The 23,295-nt window shown below is 67.3% G+C and carries 23 protein-coding genes; 18 read left to right on the plus strand and 5 right to left on the minus strand.

Going from position 1 to position 23,295, the window contains the following annotated elements; translation table 11 throughout:
* Window positions 1–32 precede the first annotated feature (32 nt).
* Window positions 33–1,652 (plus strand): signal recognition particle protein, encoded by a 1,620-nt coding sequence (ffh, locus tag J5M86_RS04970; protein ID WP_188060115.1) that lies wholly within the window; start codon window positions 33–35, stop codon window positions 1,650–1,652.
* Here the strand turns inward: ffh and J5M86_RS04975 are convergent, their stop codons facing one another.
* On the minus strand, window positions 1,653–3,479 hold the full coding sequence (locus tag J5M86_RS04975; protein ID WP_244328588.1) for an RNA polymerase sigma factor: 1,827 nt from the start codon (window positions 3,477–3,479) through the stop codon (window positions 1,653–1,655).
* Here J5M86_RS04975 and J5M86_RS04980 point away from each other — a divergent pair.
* Both J5M86_RS04980 and J5M86_RS04985 read left to right on the plus strand, forming a co-directional pair.
* Entirely contained in the window at window positions 3,423–4,109 is a 687-nt protein-coding gene (locus J5M86_RS04980; protein ID WP_371811289.1) for an alpha/beta fold hydrolase, read from the plus strand. The genes J5M86_RS04975 and J5M86_RS04980 overlap by 57 nt on opposite strands.
* Before the next feature lie 54 nt (window positions 4,110–4,163).
* Window positions 4,164–5,246, plus strand: a complete 1,083-nt coding sequence (locus J5M86_RS04985) for an amidohydrolase family protein (protein ID WP_188060118.1) — start codon at window positions 4,164–4,166, stop codon at window positions 5,244–5,246.
* Between the two features lie 7 nt (window positions 5,247–5,253).
* On the opposite strand, the gene J5M86_RS04990 is transcribed toward J5M86_RS04985, so the two are convergent.
* The gene (locus J5M86_RS04990; RefSeq protein ID WP_188060119.1) at window positions 5,254–5,880 is read right to left on the minus strand and encodes a T6SS immunity protein Tdi1 domain-containing protein; all 627 of its coding nucleotides are present in this window, start codon (window positions 5,878–5,880) and stop codon (window positions 5,254–5,256) included.
* A gap of 73 nt (window positions 5,881–5,953) precedes the next feature.
* Here J5M86_RS04990 and J5M86_RS04995 point away from each other — a divergent pair, with 73 nt between their 5' ends.
* Window positions 5,954–6,853 carry a GNAT family N-acetyltransferase gene (locus J5M86_RS04995; protein WP_188060120.1) on the plus strand — a complete coding sequence of 300 codons (900 nt, stop codon included), beginning with the start codon at window positions 5,954–5,956 and terminating at the stop codon, window positions 6,851–6,853.
* Between the two features lie 77 nt (window positions 6,854–6,930).
* On the opposite strand, the gene aceB is transcribed toward J5M86_RS04995, so the two are convergent.
* A complete protein-coding gene (gene aceB / locus J5M86_RS05000) occupies window positions 6,931–8,622 on the minus strand; it encodes a malate synthase A (protein ID WP_188060121.1) in 1,692 nt (563 codons plus the stop codon).
* A 159-nt stretch (window positions 8,623–8,781) separates the two neighbouring features.
* Window positions 8,782–10,062 (minus strand): isocitrate lyase, encoded by a 1,281-nt coding sequence (aceA, locus tag J5M86_RS05005; protein ID WP_188060122.1) that lies wholly within the window; start codon window positions 10,060–10,062, stop codon window positions 8,782–8,784.
* Between the two features lie 182 nt (window positions 10,063–10,244).
* Between aceA and J5M86_RS05010 the strand changes: the two genes are divergently transcribed.
* The 7 genes from J5M86_RS05010 to trmD all read left to right on the plus strand — a co-directional run bounded on the left by J5M86_RS05010 (window position 10,245) and on the right by trmD (window position 16,386).
* Window positions 10,245–11,747 (plus strand): helix-turn-helix transcriptional regulator, encoded by a 1,503-nt coding sequence (locus J5M86_RS05010; RefSeq protein WP_244328489.1) that lies wholly within the window; start codon window positions 10,245–10,247, stop codon window positions 11,745–11,747.
* Window positions 11,713–12,942 carry a serpin family protein gene (locus tag J5M86_RS05015; protein WP_188060124.1) on the plus strand — a complete coding sequence of 410 codons (1,230 nt, stop codon included), beginning with the start codon at window positions 11,713–11,715 and terminating at the stop codon, window positions 12,940–12,942. The genes J5M86_RS05010 and J5M86_RS05015 overlap by 35 nt, the downstream gene beginning before the upstream one ends.
* Window positions 12,943–13,134: 192 nt before the next feature.
* Complete coding sequence (rpsP, locus tag J5M86_RS05020; RefSeq protein WP_188060125.1) at window positions 13,135–13,644, plus strand: 30S ribosomal protein S16; 510 nt, start codon at window positions 13,135–13,137, stop codon at window positions 13,642–13,644.
* A gap of 4 nt (window positions 13,645–13,648) precedes the next feature.
* Complete coding sequence (locus tag J5M86_RS05025) at window positions 13,649–13,891, plus strand: RNA-binding protein (protein ID WP_188060126.1); 243 nt, start codon at window positions 13,649–13,651, stop codon at window positions 13,889–13,891.
* Window positions 13,892–13,979: 88 nt separating this feature from the next.
* Window positions 13,980–15,146, plus strand: a complete 1,167-nt coding sequence (locus J5M86_RS05030) for an MFS transporter (RefSeq protein WP_188060127.1) — start codon at window positions 13,980–13,982, stop codon at window positions 15,144–15,146.
* Window positions 15,147–15,167: 21 nt separating this feature from the next.
* Complete coding sequence (gene rimM, locus J5M86_RS05035) at window positions 15,168–15,671, plus strand: ribosome maturation factor RimM (RefSeq protein WP_188060128.1); 504 nt, start codon at window positions 15,168–15,170, stop codon at window positions 15,669–15,671.
* Between the two features lies 1 nt (window position 15,672).
* Entirely contained in the window at window positions 15,673–16,386 is a 714-nt protein-coding gene (trmD, locus tag J5M86_RS05040) for a tRNA (guanosine(37)-N1)-methyltransferase TrmD (protein WP_188060129.1), read from the plus strand.
* A 136-nt stretch (window positions 16,387–16,522) separates the two neighbouring features.
* On the opposite strand, the gene J5M86_RS05045 is transcribed toward trmD, so the two are convergent.
* Window positions 16,523–16,810 (minus strand): DUF559 domain-containing protein, encoded by a 288-nt coding sequence (locus tag J5M86_RS05045; protein ID WP_188060130.1) that lies wholly within the window; start codon window positions 16,808–16,810, stop codon window positions 16,523–16,525.
* A gap of 100 nt (window positions 16,811–16,910) precedes the next feature.
* On the opposite strand from J5M86_RS05045, the gene sigK reads away from it, so the two are divergent.
* From sigK to J5M86_RS05080, 7 genes are all read left to right on the plus strand, one after another.
* On the plus strand, window positions 16,911–17,504 hold the full coding sequence (gene sigK, locus J5M86_RS05050) for an ECF RNA polymerase sigma factor SigK (RefSeq protein ID WP_188060362.1): 594 nt from the start codon (window positions 16,911–16,913) through the stop codon (window positions 17,502–17,504).
* Window positions 17,501–18,208 carry an anti-sigma factor domain-containing protein gene (locus tag J5M86_RS05055; protein WP_188060132.1) on the plus strand — a complete coding sequence of 236 codons (708 nt, stop codon included), beginning with the start codon at window positions 17,501–17,503 and terminating at the stop codon, window positions 18,206–18,208. The genes sigK and J5M86_RS05055 overlap by 4 nt, the downstream gene beginning before the upstream one ends.
* Before the next feature lie 49 nt (window positions 18,209–18,257).
* Entirely contained in the window at window positions 18,258–19,757 is a 1,500-nt protein-coding gene (locus tag J5M86_RS05060) for a molybdopterin-dependent oxidoreductase (protein WP_244328491.1), read from the plus strand.
* A 112-nt stretch (window positions 19,758–19,869) separates the two neighbouring features.
* Window positions 19,870–20,559 (plus strand): fasciclin domain-containing protein, encoded by a 690-nt coding sequence (locus tag J5M86_RS05065; protein ID WP_188060134.1) that lies wholly within the window; start codon window positions 19,870–19,872, stop codon window positions 20,557–20,559.
* A 194-nt stretch (window positions 20,560–20,753) separates the two neighbouring features.
* A complete protein-coding gene (locus tag J5M86_RS05070; protein ID WP_188060363.1) occupies window positions 20,754–21,668 on the plus strand; it encodes an ABC transporter ATP-binding protein in 915 nt (304 codons plus the stop codon).
* Entirely contained in the window at window positions 21,668–22,480 is an 813-nt protein-coding gene (locus J5M86_RS05075) for an ABC transporter permease (RefSeq protein WP_188060135.1), read from the plus strand. Before J5M86_RS05070 ends, J5M86_RS05075 begins: the two co-directional genes overlap by 1 nt.
* Window positions 22,477–23,289 carry an ABC transporter permease gene (locus tag J5M86_RS05080; protein ID WP_244328492.1) on the plus strand — a complete coding sequence of 271 codons (813 nt, stop codon included), beginning with the start codon at window positions 22,477–22,479 and terminating at the stop codon, window positions 23,287–23,289. The genes J5M86_RS05075 and J5M86_RS05080 overlap by 4 nt, the downstream gene beginning before the upstream one ends.
* Window positions 23,290–23,295: the final 6 nt, after the last annotated feature.

Here is a 23,295-nt window from a genome sequence, read left to right on the forward strand (position 1 = left end):
GACTCCGAGCGCCGACCGTTTAGTCTTGTCCGGTGTTCAACAGCCTGAGTGACCGCCTCACAGCCACCTTCAAGAACCTCCGTGGCAAGGGGCGACTGACCGAGTCGGACATCAACTCGACCATTCGCGACATCCGGTTGGCCCTGATCGACGCCGACGTCGCGACCCCGGTCGTGCGCGAATTCACCGGCAAGGTGCGCGAGCGCGCGCTCGGTGCCGAGGTGAGTGCTGCCCTCAACCCGGGCCAGCAGGTGGTCAAGATCGTCAACGAGGAGCTCATCAGCATCCTCGGCGGCCAGACGCGCAACATCAACATGGCCAAGACCGGTCCGACGGTCATCATGCTCGCCGGTCTGCAGGGTTCGGGTAAGACCACGTTCGCCGGAAAGCTGGCGCGGCACCTGCGCGACAAGGGTCACTTCCCGCTGTTGGTCGCGGCCGACCTGCAGCGTCCCAACGCCGTCACCCAGCTGGAGGTCGTCGCCGAGCGAGCCGGCGTCCCCTGCTTCGCGCCCGAGCGTGGCAACACCGGCGGTCACGACGCCACCACCGAGACCGGCGAAGGCACCCGTAGCTTCGGCGACCCGGTGTGGGTGGCCCGCGCCGGTGTCGGTCAGGCGAAGGTGCGCCAGTACGACTACGTCATCGTCGACACCGCCGGTCGTCTCGCGGTCGATGAGAACCTCATGCAGCAGGCGCGCGACATCCGCGACGCCATCGAACCCAACGAAGTGCTCTTCGTCATCGACGCGATGATCGGTCAGGCCGCGATCGAGACCGCGCTGGCGTTCAGCAAGGGCGTCGACTTCACCGGTGTCGTGCTCTCCAAGCTCGACGGTGACGCCCGCGGTGGTGCCGCCCTGTCGGTCGCGTCGGTCACCGGCAAGCCGATCATGTTCTCCTCGATCGGTGAGGGCACCAAGGACATCGAGGTCTTCCACCCCGACCGCATGGCCTCCCGCATCCTCGACATGGGTGACGTGCTCACCCTCATCGAGCAGGCGGAGAAGGCGTTCGACCGCCAGCAGGCGGCGTCCATGGCCAAGAAGTTCATGGACGACGAGGACTTCACCTTCGATGACTTCCTGCAGCAGATGCAGGCCGTCAAGAAGATGGGCAACCTGAAGTCGATCCTGGGCATGATGCCGGGCATGGCGCAGATGCGCGACCAGCTCAACGCTTTGGACGAACGCGAGTTCGACCGCGTCGAGGCGATGGTGCGCTCCATGACCCCTTTCGAGCGAACCCACCCCAAGCAGATCAACGGCTCGCGCCGTGCGCGCATCGCCAAGGGTTCGGGGGTCACCGTCTCCGAGGTCAACCAGCTGCTTGAGCGCTTCGGCCAGGCGCAGAAGATGATGCGGCAGATGCGTAAGGGCGGCGGCATGCCTGGGATGCCCGGGATGCCTGGTATGCCCGGCATGGGTGCCGGAGGCGGCAAGCGCGCCAAGGCGCAGCCGAAGAAGAAGGGCAAGTCGGGCAACCCGGCCAAGCGTGCGCAGCAGGAAGCAGCTGCAGCTCAGCGCGAATCGCAGGCCCGCGAGAAGGCGATGGGTGCAGCCTTCGGGCAGCAGGACGAGCCCGACATGAGCAACCTCAAGTTGCCCAAGGGCTTCGAGAAGTTCCTCGGCCCGGGCGCCGATAAGGACTGATCAGTTGAGTGCGGGATCGGTGGTGTGCCGTGACCAGCGGTGCGATCTGCCTGCGGCGTCGGTCCAGGTCATGAGGTTGACGATGCCCGTAGTGGGGCCGTCGGTCTCGAAGGCCGGCTCACGTGTCGATGCCGCGACGAGCGCGAGGTAGCCGCTGCGCTCGATCTGAAAGGTTTCGAGGGTGGACTCGCCGTACTTGGGATTCTGCGTCACCTTCAGATTGGTGGTGCCGGGCTCGAAGATCGCCAGGAAGTTCCAACCAAACGTGCCGAGTTGGGTGTCGATCCAGCCGGCTGGGAGGTTCGCTGCGTCGTCGAGCGGCATGGTTTGCAGTGAGTCGTACTGCAAAAATCCCCATAGGCGGCTCTTCGGCAGGACAAGCAGCGTGACCTGCGTTACTTTCGCCGTCTGAAAACTGGCCTTCTCACCATTGGAGGCCGCTATCTGTTGGCTCGCCGTGCGCCAGATCAGGCCGTTGACTTCGCCCGGCGCATCGAAGGTCCGTGCCACCGCGTAGGTCGAATGGTCGACCATCTCGATCCCGGCAACGCTTGCGTCCTTGTTGCCCGAGAAGTTCGCGACAACCCACACCGCGTCGGTATCACTGGGCACCTTGCCGATCACCAGTGTCTGCTTCATCGGCGGAACCTCGGTGGCTGTGGGATCCAGCGATGGCAGCTCCGTTGCGTGCGCGCCCCAGGGTGTTGCACTGAGTGGCGCTGGCTTGCCGTCGACGGCGGCGCGGAGGCGCCCGCCGCGGTTGTCCAAGCCGACCGTGAGCTCGGTCGCATTTTCGGCCCACGGAGGTGCTTGGAGGGTGGCTTCGCCCGGCGGTGGGTCGGAGGATGCGCGCAGCCAGAGGAACAAGACGCCACTGGCACGCGGCACGAAGATCTCCACCGTCGCGATGCCCTTGTGGGGCCGAGCCTGCCACCACGCAGCGACTCCGACCGTTACGGCGGCGGTCGCGCCGAGCACTCCGCCGAGTACGCGCCGTCGACTGACACCCGATGAGCGCGCGGCGCCTGCTGCTATCCGGTCGCGGTCGATCGGTGCTGCTGGACAAGGCACGTCGTCGTAAGGCAGCTGCTGGAGGTCGGTGCTGCGTGCGCGCACCAGTTCCAGCGCCTGATCACTGCGTCGCTCCGCCGCCGCGGGAGTGCCGCCAACGATGTCGGACACCTGCAGGGTCGAGAGATTCGCGTAATGACGTAGCACCATCGCCGTCCGGTCAGCGATCGGCACAGAGCCGAGCACCTTCTCGGCCTCGTTCTGGCGCAGTTGAACTCGTTGCGTAGAGCCTTCTGCGGCAACCGTGTCTTCGGGGTGAAGCGGTGGTTGCTCGGCCTTGATCGCCTGTACGAGCAAGCGATATGCGTTGCGCACGGGCTGATCAGCGCCGAGCCTTCTCCAGTCGTCCTGCATCCGGACGAGGGCTGTCTCGGTCAGCGCCGTCGCGCGTTCACGGTCGCAGGTGATCAGCCAGGCAACCCGTAGGAGTTCGTCCTCGGTGACGTCGGCGAATTCCTCGAAGCTGCGGCCGGCGTCGGTGGAGGATTCCTCGGAGAACGCCATCGGGTCATTATCTTCTCGGTGGTGGGCCGAAGCACCGGCGCTTTGCCGAATCGTTGCGCAGTAGGGTTTGACCCGACTTCCCACCAGCCAAGGAGAGCAGTGGCGCAGCGTCTGCACACCACCACGACCGGCACCCGCGGCCCACGCATCGCGTTCCTGCACGGACTGTTCGGTCAGGGTAAGAACTGGACCCAGATCGCCAAGGCACTCGCGGGCGACTACCGGCCGACCCTGATCGATCTGCCGAACCACGGTCAGTCGCCATGGAGCGACGAATTCTCCTATCGCGCAATGGTGCTCGCCGTCGCGAACGAATTGCGCGCCATCGATCCGGACGAGCCGTGGATCGTGCTCGGACACTCGATGGGCGGCAAAGTGGCGATGCTGCTGGCCCTCGAACACCCCGAGCTCGTGCAGCGATTGATCGTCGTCGACATGTCGCCGGTCGACTACGGCGGCCTCACCTCCTTCAACGACTACGTCGAGGGCATGCTCGCCCTGGACCTCGATCAGGTAGCCAGCCGCGCGGACGCCGATCGCCTCGCCACCGCGTGGGTGCCGGAGGCAGGCACGCGCGCATTCTTGTTGCAGAACCTGCGCCGCACCGACGACGGCTGGCGCTGGCAGGTCAACCTCGACCTCTTGGGTCGGTCGCTGCAACTCCTCGGTGGCTGGCCGACTGATGTCGATGCGGCGCCCTTCGAGGGTCCGACCCTGTGGGTGGCCGGCGGCGACAGCAACTACGTGAGGCCTGACTACGCGAAGGTCATGCGCGAGTTGTTTCCCCGCGTCCGGCTCGTCACCATCAAGGGCGTGGGCCACTGGCCGCATTCGCAGGCCCCGGAGGTATTCCTCAGCACCATCCGTCCGTTCCTGGGCTGAGAGCAAACCATCGTCTCGCGGTACTTGTCTGCTGCTCACCGATAGCGTGTCCACATGAAGGCACCGGTGCTGCATGTGAAGGGCTCGATCCTGGTCAGCGAGACGGAGGTGCGCGAGCAGCTCTGGGTGATCGACGGTCGGGTCACGTTCAACCGGCCCATGGGCGGCGAAGTGCACACGATCACCGGGTACGTGCTGCCCGGGCTGGTCGACGCGCACTGCCACGTCGGTCTGGAGGCTACTGGCGGCGTCACCCAGGAACGCGCAGAGGAGCATGCGATCGCCGATCGCGAGGCTGGTGCACTGCTGCTGCGTGATGCCGGTTCGCCGATCGACACCCACTGGATGGACGAGCGCGACGACCTACCCCGCATCATTCGCGCCGGTCGGCACATCGCGCGCACCAAGCGCTACATCCGCAACTTCGCCCACGAGATCGAGCCGGAAGACCTCGTCGCATACGTCCGCCAAGAAGCGCGCCGAGGCGACGGCTGGGTGAAGCTGGTCGGCGACTGGATCGACCGCGACCGCGGCGACCTCGCGCCCTGCTGGCCACGGGAGGCGCTCATAGCAGCCATCGACGCTGCCCACGAGGAGGGTGCCCGAGTGACCGCCCACTGTTTCGGCGAGGAGTCGCTCTACGACTTCGCCGCCGCCGGTACCGACTGCATCGAACACGCCACCGGACTCCAACAAGACAGCATCGATCAGTTTGTGGCACAAGGGATTTCGATCGTGCCCACCTTGGTCAACGTCGAGAACTTCCCGAAGTTCGCGGATGCGGGGGAGAGCAAGTTCCCCAAGTACGCAGCCCACATGCGTGACCTCTACGACCGTCGGTTCGCCACCGTCGCGGCGGCGCACGAAGCCGGCGTGAAGGTCTACGTCGGCACGGACGCCGGCGGGCAACTACCGCACGGACTCGTGGCCGATGAGGTGGCGGAGTTCGTCCGAGCCGGCATGACGAATATCGAGGCGCTCAGCTCTGCCACCTGGGGTGCACGGGCGTGGCTGCGCCGTCCCGGTATCGAGGAGGGACAGAGCGCCGACTTCATCGTCTACGCGGACGACCCGCGCGAGGACGTCGGCGTGCTCAAGGCGCCGACGCACGTCGTGCTGCGTGGGCGGGTGACCTGACGCGGTCTCAGTAATCGGCGCGCGGCTCGATCCTGGCCGGGCTGTAGTGCCGCAGCTGGGGTGGCTCCGCCTGCAGCAGGAGTGACTGCGAAACCACCGCTTTGCCGCGTCGGAGCGTGCTGGACGAATGCGGCCCACCCAGTGCGAGCATCGGGGTGTACATGAATCCCTCGTCGAAGTCGGGCACACCGAGTCGAGCAGCCGCCTCGGTGAAGTGTCGGCTCTCCAACACCCGTTCGCGGTAGGCGGGGTCGCCGAATGCGCACAACGCCTCAGCCACGGGCTGGCCCGACTCGGAGACGATGTCCATGGCACTCCACCGCAGCTTCATCGCAGTGAAGCTGGCCGTCTCGGGGATGAACATGATCGTGTCGCAGAGCGCGGTCAGGAAGATCGGGACGCCGCTGCGCAGATGGACGAACTGCTTCTCCTCGAACCACTGCGGGTCGACCACACGGAGGAATCCGTCGTCCACGAAGCCCACTCCGTGCTCGCGCCACATCGCGACGATCTCGTCACCGACGCGGTCGGCGTACTCCTCGATCACATTGCTCGGCATCGGGGCGATGGTGTGGAAGGTGTCGAAGACCGGCATCTGCTGCTCCTTGTGCTGGATGAGGACGAGCCACTCCACATCATGGCAACGGCTCGGCACTTCGGGCGGCGGGCGGTCGCTCGTACAGCCGACAGCCTGGAACAATGTGCCGATGCTCCCTGCCTCCCCACTACGCGCCGACGGTGACCGGGTGTGGGTGGCGAGCGTCGCCGAGAGCGACGTGGTGCCGTACGGGCGAGCGGTGGAGCAGTCGGCGCAGCGCATCGGCTACTGGAATCCGGTCGACCCGCGCGATCTGCTGGTGCACCTGGAGCGGCAGAGCGACAGTCACCGCACCGTGATCATCCACGCCAGGCAACCGAGCGGCACCCACGACATCGTCGGAAAAGTCAATGTTTCCAACGTGGTTCGCGGCCGGTTCATGTCGGCGACCATGGGTTACGACGCCTACGACCCGTACGCCGGCACCGGCCTGTTCGCCGAGGGCATGCGACTGGTCATCGGGCTCGCGTTCGCGGCACAACCGGCCGGAATGGGTTTGCGCCGGCTGGAGGCCAATGTGCAACCGGCCAACACGCGCTCCGCCGGATTGCTGCGTTCGCTGGGCTTCCGGCGCGAACGGCACATAAGGCACATGTTGTGGCTCGAAGGCGGCGGACGCCCGCCGAGCTGGCGCGATCACGATTCGTACGCCCTGACGATGGGCGAAACAGCATTGCCCTACCGGTCGAACGAGCATTCTCGGGTCGTGGTGGTCGTCGACGTCCGGGATGGCGGACGCACCGCCCGCAGCGTCGCGCAGGAACTCGGGCTGCCGGTGCTCTCGTCCGAAATCTTGTCGATGCCACAAATTTGGTCGGTGCTCGCTGATTCCGTCGGGGGAGCGGTGCTCCACCTCGATGTCGACGTGATCGGCGCGGACGTCATGCGCGCCGGTCTGGTCGAGGCGGGTGTCGACCCCGACCGGGTCATGCGAGTGACAACTCCCGCCGTCGACCAAGCATCTGCGGTGCGTCTGGCCCTCCGGGCCCGCGCGACTGCTCTCGGCTGACAACTGCTCCAAGCGCACATGCGAAAGTCCGCAAGACCGTGGGGATCACCCCACGGTCCTGCGGACCTTCAGTCAGATCACGCAGCCGAGGTGGCGCCGACCGGACCTCCGACGTTCTCCGACTGACGGATGTCCTCCTTGTCGATCGGACCGCTGATGCGCAGCGGACGGTCGATCAGGTAGCGCACGTAGGCGTAGGTGGTGAAGAAGCCGGGCAGGTAGTCACCGAACGCGGTCTCCTCGAGCACTCCACGAGCCTGCTGGTAGCGCTCGGTGTGACGGTCGTCCAAGCCGCGCGTCAGCTTGGTCATCTCCTCCTCGACCACGCGGTCGAGCAGGTCGCGGGTGACGAACGGTCCCTCTGCCAACTGCGACTCGTGACGCAGCCACTGCCACAACTGAGCGCGGCTGATCTCGACCGTCGCGGCGTCCTCCATGAGCGTGTCGATCGCGACCGCGCCACGGCCGCCGATCCATGCGGCGAGGTAACGCAGCGCCACCGAGACGTTGGTGCGCACGCCCTGCAGGCTGATGGTCTGCTGCACTCCGTCGAGCGAGACGAGGTCGGTTGCGGTCACCGAGATCGAGGGCCGGAGGTCGCGCTGGTCGTCCTTACCGCCGAGGACGCCAGCGTAGGCGACCTGGCAGGTCTCCACCAGCGCAGGGTGGGCCACCCACGATCCGTCGAAGCCTTCGGAGGCCTCACGCTCCTTCTCCGCACGGACGACGTTCAGTGCGCGCAGGCGACGCTCCTCGTCCTGCAGGGTGGGGTTGACCGCGGCCGGTCCGCCGATCGCGTGCGCACCGCGCTTGTGGCAGGTGTCGACCAACAGCTGGGTGTAGGCCCGCATGAACGGGGTGGTCATGGTGACCTTGTCGCGGTCAGGCAGCACGAACTCCTCACCACGCTGGGCGAAGGTGCGCACGTAGCTGAAGATGTAGTCCCAGCGTCCGGCGTTCAGGCCCGAGCTGTGCTCACGCAACTCGTAGAGGATCTCGTCCATCTCGAAGGCCGAGGTGATGGTCTCGATGAGCACCGTCGCCCGGATCGTGCCCTGCGGGATGCCGAGTTCGTTCTGCGCGAAGACGAAGACGTCGTTCCACAAGCGGGCCTCGTGGTGGTTCTCGATCTTCGGCAGGTAGAAGTACGGGCCAGCGCCGAGGTCGATCAACTTCTGGGCGTTGTGGAAGAAGTAGAGGCCGAAGTCGACCAGTGTCGCCGACATCGGACGGGAGTCGATGGTGATGTGCTTCTCGCACAGATGCCATCCGCGCGGACGCATCACCAGCGTCGGACGGTGCTCACCGACGGAGAGCTTCTCGCCGTTCGACTCGTCGTAGGTGAGCTGGCCGCGCACCGCGTCGAAGAGGTTGACCTGGCCCGCGATGATGTTCTGCCAGGTGGGGGCGGTGGCGTCCTCGAGGTCGGCGAGCCAGACGTTGGCGCCGGAGTTGAGCGCGTGCACGGCCATCTTGCGGTTGGCCGGCGACACCATCTCGCAGCGGCGGTCGTGCAGGCCGGGAGCCGGGGGAGCGACCTGCCAGGTGTCGTCCTCACGGATCGACTTCGTCTCGGGCAGGAAGTCCAGATCAGCGCCCTGGTTGATGCGACGGGAGTGCTGGCGGCGAGCCTGCAGCAGTTCGGCGCGGCGTCCGGCGAATTCGCTGTCGAGCTTGGCGACGAATGCGAGGGCCTCCGGGGTGACGATCTCATCGAAGCGGGGGTGCATGGTGCCACGCACTGTCGGGGTGCCGTTGGGTCGGTTCATGACGTGCCTCCTTCAGGGGCCCGGCGATTGTCGCCGGATGGTCTGACTCGCGAATACGTTTGAGAGTGAAGAGAACTCGGGACCCAGCGGCCGGAGCCAGGTGACCGCTGGGTCCCGAGTAGTACTTGGTGTTGCTGATCAGTCCTGAACGCTTCAGGATCAGAACTGCGCCGACTCGGTGGAGTCCTTCAGCGCCGTGGTGGAGCTGTCGGGGTTCAGCGCGGTGGAGATCAGGTCGAAGTAGCCGGTGCCGACCTCGCGCTGGTGACGTGTGGCGGTGTAGCCGCGCTCCTCCGAGGCGAACTCGCGCTCCTGCAACTCGACGTAGGCCGTCATCTGCTCGCGGGCGTAGCCGTGGGCCAGGTCGAACATCGAGTAGTTGAGGGCGTGGAAGCCTGCGAGAGTGATGAACTGGAACTTGAAGCCCATCGCACCCAGCTCGCGCTGGAACTTGGCGATCGTGGCGTCGTCCAGGTGCTTCTTCCAGTTGAAGCTCGGCGAGCAGTTGTAGGCCAGCATCTGGTCGGGGAAGTCGGCCTTGACCGCCTCGGCGAACTTGCGGGCCAGCTCCAGGTCGGGGGTGCCGGTCTCCATCCAGATGAGGTCGGAGTAGGGCGCGTACGCCTTAGCGCGGGCGATGCAGGGCTCGATGCCGTTGCGCACCTTGTAGAAGCCCTCGCCGGTGCGCTCACCGGTCAGGAATTCCTTGTCGCGGTCGTCCACATCGGTGGTGAGAAGCGTCGCGGCCTCGGCGTCGGTGCGGGCGATGACGATGCTCGGCACACCGGCGACGTCCGAAGCGAGGCGAGCGGCGTTGAGGGTGCGGACGTGCTGCTGGGTCGGGATCAGCACCTTGCCACCGAGGTGGCCGCACTTTTTCTCCGAGGCCAGCTGGTCTTCCCAGTGCACACCGGAGGCGCCGGCGGCGATCATGGCCTTCATCAGCTCGTAGGCGTTCAGCGGGCCACCGAAGCCGGCCTCGGCGTCGGCGACGATCGGCACGACCCACTCGTCGACGGACTTGATGCCCTCGGAGTGCTCGATCTGGTCGGCCCGCAGCAGTGCGTTGTTGATGCGCTGGACGACCGACGGCACCGAGTTGGCCGGGTAGAGCGACTGGTCGGGGTAGGTGTGACCCGAGAGGTTGGCGTCACCGGCGACCTGCCAGCCGGACAGGTAGATGGCCTTGAGGCCGGCCTTGACCTGCTGCACGGCCTGGTTGCCGGTCAGTGCGCCGAGCGCGTTGACGAAGTCTTCGGTGTGCAGCTTGTTCCACAGCTGCTCGGCGCCACGCTTGGCCAGGGTGTACTCGATCGGGAACGAGCCGCGCAGCTTGACGACGTCGTCCGCGGTGTAGTCGCGGTCGATGCCCTTCCAGCGCTCGTTGGTGTCCCAGTCCTTCTGCAGGTCTTCGGCGGACTTGTGCAGGTTTTCGCTCATGGCTCCTCGTTCGATCAGGGTGTGAACTTCTTGCTGTGTCTCGATTCTTGCCACCGCTGACGCGAAAGTAGCCAAGTTTCCGATGTAAAGATCTGCACAATTTTCGTTAACATGCACACATGGCTTCTATTTCGAGTGACCTAGGTCGCATTCCGAGGCGCTCGCGCGCGAAGGTTGCCCGTATGAACGCTTCTGCGCCCGCGGGCCGACTCATCGAGCCGGACATCCCCGTGGATGTCGACCTCGGCGACTCATCGCCCGACCCGCTCACGATCGGTCGTCGCGTGCGGCACGCGCGTCACGAGAGTGGTCGCACGCTGGGCGAAGTGGCCGATGCCATCGGTATTTCCCCGTCGGCACTGTCGCTCATCGAGAACGGCAAACGTGAGCCGCGGCTGTCGGTGCTGGCGGCACTGGCGAAGGTGCTGGACGCATCGGTGCAGGACTTCCTGAGTGCTGCCCCGCCGAGTCGGCGAGCTGCGCTGGAGATCCGGCTGGAGAAGGCGCAGCGCCAGGAGTCGTACGAGTCGCTGGGGCTGCCGAAGGTGAAGATCGGGCCGCGGCTGCCGATGGAGGCGCTCGAGGCTTTGGTCGGGATGCATGAGGCGATGGCCTCCGCGCAGGCCGACCGTGCGGCCACTCCCGAGCACGCACGCCAGGCCAATGGCGAGCTGCGCGAGCGGATGCGCGCCGCCGACAACTACTTCGGCGACATCGAACGCGAGGCGGCCGAACTGCTGAAGGCGATCAACCACCCGGGTGGGCCGATCAGTCGCGCGTCCGTCGACCGCTTGGCCGGCCATCTCGGATACAAGCTGGTGCACACCTCCGATCTGCCGAGTTCGACGCGCTCGGTGAGCGACATGCGGCACAAGCGCATCTACCTCCCGCAACCCGAAGCGGGACAACACGATTCGCGCTCACTGGCGATGCAGGCGGTGGGGCACCTCGTGCTCGGCCACCGTCCGCCGGCTGACTTCTCGGAGTTCCTGTCGCAGCGCGTCGAGATCAACTACTTTGCCTCAGCCCTGCTCATGCCGGAGAAGGACACCGTCGCGCTGCTGAAGCAGGCCAAGGCCGACAAGGACGTCGCGATCGAAGACCTGCGCGATGCCTACGCCGTCTCCTACGAAACGGCCGCGCACCGGTTCACCAATCTCGCGACGAGGCACCTGGAGATTCCGGTGCACTTCATGCGCATCTCGCAGGAGGGCGTGATCTACAAGGCCTACGAGAACGACGGCATTGTCTTCCCCTCCGACTCCACCGGTGCGATCGAGGGGCAACGGGTGTGCCGGCAGTGGACGGCCCGCCGCGTCTTCGAACAGCCCGACCTCACGCAGGCCTACCAGGCCTTCACCGATACCCGCTCGGGCACGTACTGGTGCACGGCCGTCGTCGAACGCACCTCGGCAGGGTCCTTCTCGGTCAACGTCGGCGTGCCTTACCAGTACGTGAAATGGATGCGTGGCGGCAACACCCAGGAGCGCTCGAAATCGCGCTGCCCCGATCCGAGTTGTTGCCTCCAGCCGCCGGCAGCACAGACCGACCGGTGGGGCGGCTTGTCGTGGCCGTCGGCCCGCGTCCATTCGCACCTGCTCGCCGCGATGCCGCCGGGAGTCTTCCCCGGCGTCGACGACAATGAGATCTATGCCTTCCTGGACAAGCATGCGCCGGCCGAATGACGACGCCGGGGCCTCGGTGCTCCACCACGAGCTCCCCCGCGTCGCCGCGGCTGATCCGGTCGAGGCGGGCGAACGCTTGGCGGCCTTCGGCGTCCGTCTGTTCGAGGCTGTGGCGCCAGCGCCGGACGCCAATTTCGCGCTGAGCCCCTACTCGATCTACAGCGCGCTCGCGATGACCGCTGCGGGTGCGCGCGGCGCGGCGGCGACCGAGTTCGACGCAGTGCTCGGGCCTGATGCGGCGCAGGCGCTCACGGCGTTCGACGACGTGCTTGCCGACATCGTTCGGCGAGCAGCGGACGTGCAGGAGAGGTGGGGAGCAGATCCGCTGATCATCCGTGCCGCCAACACCTTGTACGCCGACAAGAGACTGCCGGTGCGTGATGAGTTCCTCGACGCGCTCGGGGCCGGGTTCGGTGCCGGGTTGCGGCTGGTCGACTTCGTCTCGCAGCCGGAGGCTGCTCGGGAGGAGATCAACCGTCGGGTGGACGAACGCACGAACCACCTGATCCCCGAACTCCTGGCCGAAGGACAGATCAGCAAGGCCACCCGACTCGCGCTGGTCAACGCGCTGTACCTGAAGGTGAGCTGGGCCGACCCGTTCGTGCGAGAGAGCCGGCGCACTTCGTTCATCGGCCACTCGGGCGCGGCCAAGAAGATCAAGTTGATGACGACGACCAAGTCACTGTCCTGCGTCGACAGCGACCTCTGGACCGCCTGCGCCATCCCGTACAGCGATTCGCGTTTGGCGATGACAGTCGTCCTGCCGCACGGAGATTCCCTGCACGCAGCGATCGATGAGTTGCCGCAGATCCTGCAGCAGGTCGGTGATGCGCGGGCGGAAAAGGTCACGCTGCGGATGCCCGTGTTCGACATCGATGCGCGTGCCGAAGTCTCCGATGCGCTGCGGCACGTGGGGCTGGCCGCCGCGCTGAGCGAACAAGCCGACTACAGCGGGATGTCCGAGGTGCCGGAAGGCCTGGTGGTCAGCGACGTGCAGCACCAGGCGGTGGTGAAGGTCGACGAGGAGGGCACCGAGGCAGCGGCCGCGACGGCCGTCGCGATGCGCGCCGGTGCACTTCCCGACATGAGCGTCCCGAGGGAGCTGCTGATCGACCGGCCGTTCGTCTTCGCCATCCATGACACCGTCACTGGAGCCCCGCTCTTCATCGGCCAAGTGAGCGAACCGCGCGGCTAGTGCTGCTGCCGTCCGCGCGGATTCGGGCCTGGCGGCTACTTCTGGCATCATTGCCCGGGTACCCGCTTGTTCTCGCGGCGTTTGTCGTGCGGTCGAACAGGTGCCTACCCCCGAACGTCGGTTCCCCGTGGTGATTCCATGCCACGGTCTTGCCGTCGCTCACAGACCAGAGAAACAGGAGACACCACAACCGTGGCAGTCAAGATTCGTTTGAAGCGCATTGGCGCTATCCGCAACGCGCAGTACCGCGTGGTCGTCATGGACTCGCGCACCAAGCGCGACGGTCGTGCGATCGAGGAGATCGGCGTCTACCAGCCCAAGCAGGAGCCGAGCCTCATCCAGATCGACTCCGAGCGTGCGCAGTACTGGCTCGGCGTCGGCGCGCAGCCGACCGAGCAGGTCGCCGCGTTGCTGAAGATCACCGGTGACTGGCAGAAGCACAAGGGCGAGGCGGGCGCCGAAGGCACCCTGAAGGTTGCCGAGCCCAAGGCTGACAAGAAGGCCCTCTACGAGGCCGCGCTCAAGGCTGCTCAGGACGGCGAGTCCGCCGGCAGCAAGGGTGGCGCGACCACCGCCAAGAAGAAGGCGGAGAAGAAGGACGACGCAGACGAGGCGAAGTCCGAGGTCGAGCAGGCTCCGACCGTCGACGAGACCCCGGATTCGGCGAAGGCCGAGGCCGAGTCCGAGACCACCGAGAGCTGAACCGGTGCTCGAGGAAGCGCTCGAACACCTCGTCAAGGGAATCGTCGAGCACGACGAGGACGTAGTGGTGCGCCACAAGGAGATTCGCCGCGGTGAACTCCTCGAAGTGCGCGTGCACCCCGATGACCTCGGACGCGTGATCGGTCGTTCCGGACGCACTGCCTCCGCTCTGCGGACGGTCGTCCAAGCACTCGCGTCAGGGCGCAACATCAGGGTCGACATCGTCGACACCGATCGCAGCCGCTGACACACAGCTGAACAACGAGACTCCTCGGAGCACCTGCTCCGGGGAGTCTCGCTGTGTCCCAACCACATTCGCACTTCGAAGGAGATCTGTGCGCCACCCCCTCGGCAGCCGCGAAGCCGTCCTCGCGACCGTGACGACCTTCATCGTCAACGGCATCGGGGTCGGCACCGTCGGTGCGCTCATGCCGACCCTCGCCGACCGATGGGACACCGACGCACGCGGGCTCGGGGTGTTGCTCATGGTCTTCGGCCTCGCCGCCATCGCCGGCATCAACATCGGCGGACGCATGGCCGACCGCGGCGGGGCACTGCGTCCCATCCGCCTGGGCCTGGTGACGATGACCCTCGGCATCGCGCTCATCGCGGCCTCGCCCTCCCTGTGGGTGGCGGTGGTGCTGGCGGCGGTGTACGGATTCGGCAACGGCCTGGTCGACACCACGATGAACGTGCTCGCCGTCGAGGTGGAGCGTGCCCGCCCCAAACCGCTGATGAGCCGATTCCATGCCTGCTGGTCGATCGGCTCGCTGAGCGGTGCGCTCATCGTGCTGCTCTCGGGCTGGTTGTTCTCCGGAGCGGTTGCGATCTCTGTTGCTGCCTTCGCGCTGGCTGCGACGTTGATCGCTGCGAATCTACCTGTGGTGCATCGCTATTCGGCCGACACCGCGCCCGTTGTCCATCACGACGAATCGGGCAATCGGACGTCGATCCCGCGGGCGGCCTGGATCCTCGCCGCGATGGCGGTGGGCTTCGGCATGGCTGAGGGCACCGCGTTCGACTGGTCGTCGGTGCACGTGCGTGACGTCGCTGATGTCTCGACCTCGAATGCGGCATGGGGTCTCGCCGCGTTCTCGGTCTGCATGGTGGGCGTCCGCATGGCTGGCGATTTCCTCGTGCACGCCCTGGGCCGACGCCTGGTGGTGCGCATCGGTGCCGGCATCGCCGCCGTCGGCTACTGCGTCGCCGCGCTCGGGTCTGGCCTGTGGATGCTGTTGCTCGGCTGGGCCCTGGTGGGCACCGGAATGGCTCTGGTCGCGCCGCAGATCTACGGCCTCGCCGGCCTGGCAGGAGGCGGACGCACGTTGTCGCTGGTGGTCACCTTCGGTTACGCGACCACGCTGGTCGGCCCTGGGCTCATGGGACTGCTGGTGCATGACTTCGGCGTCCAGGACGCCATGATCCTTCCGCTGGTCGCCGCGTGTGGGGTGTCGATGCTGTCGTGGGTCATGCCGACCGAGCAGACGCTGGCCAAGGCATGAGGCTTTGCAAGGATGTCGCCCATGGATGAAGTCTTGGTGGCGCGCATCGGCAAGCCGCACGGCCTGCGCGGCGAAGTGACGGTGCAGGTGCACACCGATGTTCCCGAAGAACGTTTCGTCAGCGGCGCAACCTTCTCGACCGACCCCGATCGCGGTCCGTTGACCGTGCGAGCCGCCCGCGTACACAACGGAATTCAGTTGTTGGCCTTCGAGGAAGCCCTCGATCGGACGGCGGCCGAGGGGTTGCGCGGCACCCGCCTGTCGGCGCCAGCCGTCGATGACGAGAACGACGCCTATTACGAGGACGACCTGGTGGGTCTGCCCGTCGTCGACACCGCCGGTGCGTCGATCGGGTCGGTCAAGGCGCTCATCTCGCGTCCGGCACAGGACCTTCTCGAGGTGGAGCTCGCCGACGGCCGAACGGCATACCTGCCGTTCGTCGAACAGATCGTGCCCGAAGTAGACCTCGACGCCGGACGTGTGGTGGCCGACCCGCCGCCCGGCCTGCTCGACCTGGGGGAGTGACGTGCGACTGGACGTCGTCTCGATCTTTCCCGAGTACCTCAGCCCGCTCGACCTCTCGCTGATCGGCAAGGCCCGCCGCGACGGGTTACTGGATCTGCGCGTGCACGACCTGCGTGACTGGACCCACGACCGCCATCGCACCGTCGACGACACTCCGTACGGCGGCGGCGCCGGGATGGTCATGAAGCCCCAGCCATGGTCGGAGGCTCTCGACGCTGTCGCCGGCGATTCGGCGACGCGACCCGTCCTCATCGTCCCGGGGCCGGGCGGAGAGCGATTCACCCAGTCGATCGCTCGTGAGTTGGCGCAGGCCCCGCATCTGGTGTTCGCCTGCGGACGCTACGAAGGCATCGACGAACGCGTCTACGAATACGCGACACGTGACTACGACGTGCGCGTGCTCTCCCTCGGCGATTACGTGCTCAATGGCGGCGAAGTCGCGGTGCTGGCGATGGTCGAGGCGATCGCGCGGTTGCTGCCGGGCGTCATCGGTAACGCCGAGTCGCTGGTGGAGGAGTCGCACGAGGACGGCCTGCTGGAATATCCGGTCTACACCAAGCCGGCCGACTGGGACGGCCGCCTTGTGCCGGACGTCCTGCTCTCCGGCGATCACGGTCGGATCGCGAGGTGGCGGCACCAGCAACGCCTGGAGCGCACGGCGGCCCGGCGTCCGGACATGTACGAGGCCTATCGCGAACAGCGCCCCGACGCCTGAACGTGGTGCCATGCAGGGGAGCTCGCGCGGATCCGCTTGCTCTGCGCCGCAGTCTTGCTCCCCGTTGCCAGGCTTGGCCGCTATAGCGCGCAAGGGACGGTTCGGCGAGCAAGGCAGTGACGGTGAGCAAGCGGACTCACGCGATCTTCCTCAGCAGGGGCGCCAGTTTGGCTCGGAGCCGCGGCAGCGAGTGCAGGTCTGCCCACACGATGCGGATCACCGCGTACCCGGCGCGGCGTAAGGCGTCCTCGCGTTCCTTCTCCGAAACCAGCGCCTGCCGGCCGTTCGCCCCGCCGTACTTCACGGCGCCGTCGAACTCGACCACCGTACGTTCGTCGACCAGGAAATCCACCCGGTACCTTCCGGCATCCAGGTCTGCGATGTGGTGCTGGTCATAGCCGTTGATCCTGCCGCAACTTCGCACCGCTGCGCAGCCGGGGCGCTACTACCGGGTCACCCATCCGTTTCGGCCCGGGCGCCGAAGCACTGACGTGACCAGCGATGAAGGGGCGAAGATGGGTGACATGTCGATCTTCCCGCCGCGCAGCTCGGCCGGCACCGTCCCCACCTCCGGGGACGGACTGGAGGAGTTGCTCGCCCGGTGCGCCCGCGGCGACCAAGACGCCTTCGCCCGGCTGTACGACGCGACGAGCGCCCGGCTGTACGGCCTGGCGTTGCGGGTGGTGCGCAACCCGGCGCACGCCGAGGAGGTCACCCAGGAGGCCTACCTGGAGATCTGGCGCACCAGTGCCCGCTTCGATCCGGGACGCGGCAACGCGATCTCCTGGTTGATGACGATCACGCACCGGCGCGCCGTCGACCGGGTGCGCAGTGCGAGCGCGGCCGACCGGCGCGACGACGTCTATGAACAACGCACCCGTCCGCGTCCGTACGACGTGACCGCGGAGGATGCGCATCGCAGCCTCGAGGCGCACCGGGTGCGCAAGGCGCTGCAACAACTGACCGAAACCCAACGGAAGGCGGTCGAACTGGCGTACCTCGGTGGGTACACCCACACCGAGGTGGCCAGTCTGCTCGACCTGCCGCTGGGTACTGCCAAGACCCGAATCCGGGACGGGTTGATCCGCCTTCGCGACACGATGGGAGTCGAGCGATGACCGACGACACCTACCAACTGCTGGCCGCCTACGCGGTCGACGCCGTCACCGACGAGGAGCGCACGCGGGTCGAGGACTACCTGCTGAGCCGCCCCGAGCACCTGGCCGAACTGGATAGCTTGCGTGACGCCGCGGCCGGGCTCGGCGCCCAGGTCGAGACGCCGCCCCCGGCGTCGCTTCGCGCGAGCGTGCTGGACGCGGTCGCGCAGACCCGTCCGCTGCCACCGGTCACTGAGCCTCCCGCGCGGTTGCTCGCCGAGAAGCGTCCCCGTCGGGCCTGGTTCGTAGCGGCCGCCGCCGCAGCCGTGATCGGCGTCGGCACCGTCGCCGTGCAGCAGTACGACCGATCACCCGCGGAGCAGGTCGCGATCAGCCAGGTCGCGGGCGCCTCCGACGCCCGCTCGTACGACCTGGTCATGCCCGGGCACAACGCCACCGTGACCCGGTCGAAGGCGATGGGCAAGGCGGTGTTCCGCTCCACCGAACTCGGCTCGGCACCGTCCGGCCGCGCCTACCAACTGTGGTTGCAGCAGCCGGACGGGTCGATGCTCTCGGCCGGGGTGCTGCCCGGGCCCAAGGACGGAGCCGTGCAGATGGTGTTGCACGGCGACGCGGCGAAGGCCGTTGGGGTCGGGATCACGATGGAACCGGCCGGCGGATCGACCAGCCCGTCCGGTAAACCGCTGGCCGTCGCGGCCTTCTGAGAGCGGCAATCCGAATCGGCACGGGCGGCGAACCACCGACATGAGATCGATGCGAGACGCACTGGACGGCGCGGCCACCGGCGTCGCCGCGACGGTGCTCGGAGCCGGGGTCGGGCATCTGGTCGCCGGGCTGTTCCGGCCCGCGGCCTCCCCGCCGTACGCGGTCGGGTCGGCGGTGATCGACGCCACCCCGGAGCCGGTGAAGTCGTGGGCGATCCGCACCTTCGGCAGCAACGACAAGACCGTGCTGCTTCTCGGGGTGGTGGTGGTGACCTTGCTGTTGGCGGCGCTCGCCGGCTGGCTCGGACGGCGGCACCCGACGCGCGGACTGATCGGGCTCGCAGTGCTCGTCGCGCTCGCCGCGGCGGCCGTGCTCGGCCGGCCGAACGCCGACGCGCTCTCGCTGCTGCCGACCGCCGTCACCGGGCTCGTTGGTCTGGCGACGATGGCGGCGCTGCAGCGTGAACTGCCGGGCGCCGCGGACGCGAACACGGGCCTGTCCCGTCGCGGGGTGATGCTGGCCGGGGGCGCGACCGCGTTCGGTGCGCTGGCGGTCGCGATCGGTCAGTCGATCGGATCGACCGCCACCAAGGTCGCCGGGGTGCTGCCCCGCGTCCGCAAGCCGTTGGCGGCGCTGCCCGCCGGACTCGAGAGCACGGTGCCGGGAGTGACCCCGTGGCGGACGCCGTCCGGCAAGTTCTACCGGGTCGACACCGCGCTCGTCGTGCCCCGGGTGGACGCCGACAACTGGGAGTTGGTGATCGACGGCGCGGTTGAGCACCCGCAACGGTTCACGTACGCGCAGATCTCGGCGATGCCCCTGGTCGAAGCCGACGTGACCCTCACCTGCGTCAGCAACGAGGTCGGTGGCGAGTACGCCGGCGGCGCCCGCTGGACCGGGGTGCCGGTGCGCGAACTGCTCGCCCGCGCCGTGCCGAAGGCCGGCAACGACCAGGTGCTGTCCACGTCCGTCGACGGGTACACCAGCTCCACGCCCTTGGTGGCGCTCACCGACCCGACCCGGAATGCGCTTCTCGCGATCGGGATGAACGGCGAACTGCTCCCGCGCGACCACGGCTACCCGGCGCGACTGGTCACTCCCGGGCTGTATGGGTACGTCGGCGCCACGAAGTGGGTGACCCGACTGACCGTCACCACCTACACCAGCCGCAAGGCGTACTGGACGGTGCGGGGTTGGGGTGAACAGGGCCCGATCAAGCCGAGCGCCCGCATCGACACCCCCGAACCCTTGGCCACCCTGAAACCGGGCACGGTCGCGATCGGCGGTACCGCCTGGGCGCAGCACCAGGGGGTGCGCGCCGTGCAGGTGCAAATCGACGACGGGCCCTGGCAACAAGCCCGACTGGGCCCGGACGCGGGCATCGACTACTGGCGCCAGTGGTGGCTGCCGTGGGAAGCGACGACGGGCCAGCACCGACTACGGGCACGGTGCATCTACGGCAGTGGGTCCGTGCAGACGCAGCAGCGCGCCGATCCCTTCCCCGACGGCGCCTCCGGGTACCACGAGATCGCCGTCATCGTTCGCTGACCGGGGGCGAAAGCACCTGCGCTGCAAAGCATTTCATCAGATCCGGGCAATCCGATCGAGCCGGTGCGACGAACCACCGGTGTCCGACAACGACCCGATCAGGAGACATCTCATGAAGCGCACGACCCCCACCCTCGCGATCGCCGCGGCGCTCGCCCTCGGTCTGTCCGCCTGCGGCGGAAGTGACTCGTCGGGCTCCTCCGACACGTCCACCAGCACCTCGATGTCGAGCTCGTCCCCGATGACCTCGTCCGGCTCGATGTCCGGTTCGAGCTCCAGCGCCATGTCGAGCCCGACGACTTCCGACTCGATGAGCTCCGACCCGATGAAGCAGACCCAGTTCGGTCCGGGCTGCGCCTCAGTGCCCACCAGCGGCAAGGGCTCCTTCGCCGGGATGGCCAACGACCCGGTCGCGACCGCCGCGAGCAACAACCCGCTGTTGTCGACCCTGGTCACCGCCGTGAAGAAGGCCAACCTGGTCGACACGCTGAACACCAGCAAGGACATCACCGTGTTCGCCCCGGCGAACTCGGCCTTCGACAAGATCCCGAAGGCCGACCTCGACAAGGTGCTCAACGACAACAAGGCGCTCACCGAGCTGCTCACCCACCACGTCGTCAAGGGGCGTCTGGCACCGAACCAGCTCGCCGGCAGCCACACCACTCTCGCCGGTGACACCGTCGCGGTGAAGGGTGCCAGCCCCGACTTCGACGTCGCCGGGGCGAAGGTGCTGTGCGGCAACGTGCAGACCGCGAACGCGACCGTCTACATCGTCGACACCGTGTTGATGCCGATGAAGTGAGTCGGACGGGGCAGGCGGCCGCGCCGAGGGGCGTGGCCGCCTTGACCCCATCGCGGCGGTGTACACAAGCCGCGGACGGCGCGTGCACGGTTCGCGACGAACACCGTCCGCGAGCGCTGCACGCGACAGTCGCGACTCGTGCACGCCGCCTTCGGCGAGGCGAACCGGTAGCGTCCACCCACGTGGAGAACGCGATGATCCGGGCAAGGGGCCTGCGCAAGAGCTTCGGCGAGTTCGAGGCGGTGCGTGGGATCGATGTCGAGGTTCGCCGTGGCGAGGTCTTCGGCTTCCTCGGCCCGAACGGTGCGGGCAAGTCGTCGACGATGCGGATGATCGCGACCGTGTCCCCGCGCACCGGCGGCAACCTGGAGATCCTCGGCATGGACCCGGCCTCCGACGGTTCGGCGATCCGTGCCCGCATCGGGGTCTGCCCGCAGGAGGACACCCTCGACAACGAGCTCAGCGTGCGCGACAACCTGATCGTCTACGGGCGTTACTTCGGCATTTCGCGCCGCGAGGTGAAGGCGAAGGCCGCCGAACTGCTCGAATTCGCTCAACTCACCGACAAGGCCGACGGACGCGTCGAGGCGATGTCGGGTGGCATGAAGCGGCGTCTGACGATCGCCCGCTCGCTGATCAACGACCCCGAGTTACTGCTCCTCGACGAACCCACCACCGGACTCGACCCACAGGCCCGACACCTGTTGTGGGACAAGCTTTTCCGTCTCAAGCAGCAGGGCGTGACGTTGGTGCTCACCACCCACTACATGGACGAGGCGGAGCAGTTGTGCGACCGCCTGGTCGTGATGGACAAGGGCATGATCGCCGCCGAGGGCACGCCGCGCGACCTGATCAGCACCTACTGCACCCGCGAGGTCGCGGAGCTGCGGTTCGGCATCGGCGAACACGAGGCGCTCGCCGACAAGGTGGCCCCGCACGCCCAGCGGGTCGAGGTGCTGCCCGACCGGCTCCTGCTCTACACCGACAACGGCGAACACACCCTCGCGGAGGTCGCCCGGGCCGGCCTGCACCCGATCGCCTCGCTCGTGCGCCGCTCGAGCCTGGAGGACGTCTTCCTCCGGTTGACCGGCCGAACGCTGGTCGACTGATGACCGCCACGACCACCACACCCGTCCGGACGGCCGTTCGTCCGAGCCCCGTCCACCTGCTCGAGTACTGGTGGACGGTCTACAAGCGCACCTGGCGGGGGAGTGTCATCACCTCCTTCGTCAGCCCGTGGTTCTACGTGGTCGCGATGGGGGTGCTGCTCGGCGGCTTCGTGCAGGCCGACCCGGCGACCCTCGAAGGGGCGGCCAGTTACCTCGCCTTCGTGGTGCCCGGGATGATCTGCGCGCAGTCGATGCAGGTCGGCTTCGGTGAGACCACCTACCCCGTGATGGGCATGCGCAAATGGGTGAAGACCTACGAGGCGCAGCTGGCAACACCGTTGCGGGTCAGCGACATTCTGATCGCGCACATCGTGTTCATCCTGTTCCGGGTGATGACCACGGCGGTCGTCTTCACGGTCGTGCTCTCCTTCTTCGACATCTTCCAGCGGTGGTGGAGCGCCCCGCTGGTCATCGGGGTGCAGGTGCTCGTCGGTCTCGCCGCGGCGCTGCCGATCTACGCGTACGCCGTCCGTGCCGAGAGCGAGTCGGGCTTCTCTGTCGTCTTCCGGCTGCTGATGATCCCGCTCACCCTGTTCAGTGGGTCCTTCTTCCCGATCACGACGCTGCCGCCGGTGCTTGAGTTCGCCGCGCGCCTCTCGCCACTCTGGCAAGGCGTGAACCTGGCCCGGATGGCGTCCACGGGCCTGTGGGACTGGCCGGTCGCCGCGTACAACATCGCCTACCTGGTGCTGCTCGCCGGCGCCGGCTACCTGTTGACGGTCGCCGGGATGCGGAAGGCGTTGGTGCCGTGAGCAGCGTCTTCTCCCCGTTGGTGCGCGTCGAGGGACGCCGTCTGTCGGCGATGCAGGGCGCCGGCACCCTGATCCACCGCAACTTCCTGGTCTACCGGCGCGACTGGGTCGTCTTCGTCACCGGCTTCCTCGAGCCCGTCTTCTACCTGCTCTCCATCGGGATCGGGGTCGGTCAGCTCATTCCCGGCTTCGAGGTGAACGGGCACCACGTCGCCTACGCCGACTACGTCGCACCCGGCATGCTGGCCGCGTCCGCGATGAACGGCGCGATCTTCGACGCCACCTTCAACGTCTTCTTCCGGCTGAAGTACGCCAAGTTGTACGACCAGATCCTCGCCACCCCGCGGACCGTCGGCGACGTGGCCCGCGGCGAGATCGGTTGGGCGCTCATCCGCGGCGGCATCTACTCCACCGCGTTCGCGCTGGTGATGCTCGTGCTCGGGATGATCCACTCTTGGTGGGCGCTGCTCGCGGTGCCGGCCACCCTGCTCATCGGGTACGCCTTCGCCTCGGTGGCGATGGCGCTGACGACCTGGATCCGCAGCTGGCAGGACTTCGAATACATCACCCTCGCCCTGATGCCGCTGTTCCTCTTCTCGGCCACCTTCTTCCCGGTGACCCGCTACCCGACCTGGCTGCAATGGGTCGTCGAGGCCACCCCGCTCTACCGCGGCGTGGTGCTCTGCCGCGAACTGGCCACCGGCGCCGTCGGCTGGGGCTCGCTCGTCTCCGTGGCCTACCCGGTCGCGATGGGCGCGCTCGGCACCGTGCTGGTTCGCCGCCGGTTGGAGCGGCTTCTGCTCACCTGAGGGGTT

This window comes from Yimella sp. cx-51 (assembly GCF_017654605.1).
Classification (GTDB): Bacteria; Actinomycetota; Actinomycetes; order Actinomycetales; family Dermatophilaceae; genus Yimella.

Bases quoted from the DNA above. Each gene is read 5' to 3' on its own strand.
- rimM (WP_188060128.1), top strand. From the start codon at position 15,168: ATGGATGAAGTCTTGGTGGCGCGCATCGGCAAGCCGCACGGCCTGCGC.
- J5M86_RS05055 (WP_188060132.1), top strand. From the start codon at position 17,501: ATGACCGACGACACCTACCAACTGCTGGCCGCCTACGCGGTCGACGCC.
- J5M86_RS05060 (WP_244328491.1), top strand. From the start codon at position 18,258: ATGCGAGACGCACTGGACGGCGCGGCCACCGGCGTCGCCGCGACGGTG.
- J5M86_RS05015 (WP_188060124.1), top strand. From the start codon at position 11,713: ATGCCTTCCTGGACAAGCATGCGCCGGCCGAATGACGACGCCGGGGCC.
- J5M86_RS05065 (WP_188060134.1), top strand. From the start codon at position 19,870: ATGAAGCGCACGACCCCCACCCTCGCGATCGCCGCGGCGCTCGCCCTC.
- J5M86_RS05070 (WP_188060363.1), top strand. From the start codon at position 20,754: ATGATCCGGGCAAGGGGCCTGCGCAAGAGCTTCGGCGAGTTCGAGGCG.
- J5M86_RS04985 (WP_188060118.1), top strand. From the start codon at position 4,164: ATGAAGGCACCGGTGCTGCATGTGAAGGGCTCGATCCTGGTCAGCGAG.
- sigK (WP_188060362.1), top strand. From the start codon at position 16,911: ATGTCGATCTTCCCGCCGCGCAGCTCGGCCGGCACCGTCCCCACCTCC.
- aceB (WP_188060121.1), bottom strand. From the start codon at position 8,622: ATGAACCGACCCAACGGCACCCCGACAGTGCGTGGCACCATGCACCCC.
- aceA (WP_188060122.1), bottom strand. From the start codon at position 10,062: ATGAGCGAAAACCTGCACAAGTCCGCCGAAGACCTGCAGAAGGACTGG.
- J5M86_RS05010 (WP_244328489.1), top strand. From the start codon at position 10,245: ATGAACGCTTCTGCGCCCGCGGGCCGACTCATCGAGCCGGACATCCCC.
- J5M86_RS05075 (WP_188060135.1), top strand. From the start codon at position 21,668: ATGACCGCCACGACCACCACACCCGTCCGGACGGCCGTTCGTCCGAGC.
- J5M86_RS04995 (WP_188060120.1), top strand. From the start codon at position 5,954: ATGCTCCCTGCCTCCCCACTACGCGCCGACGGTGACCGGGTGTGGGTG.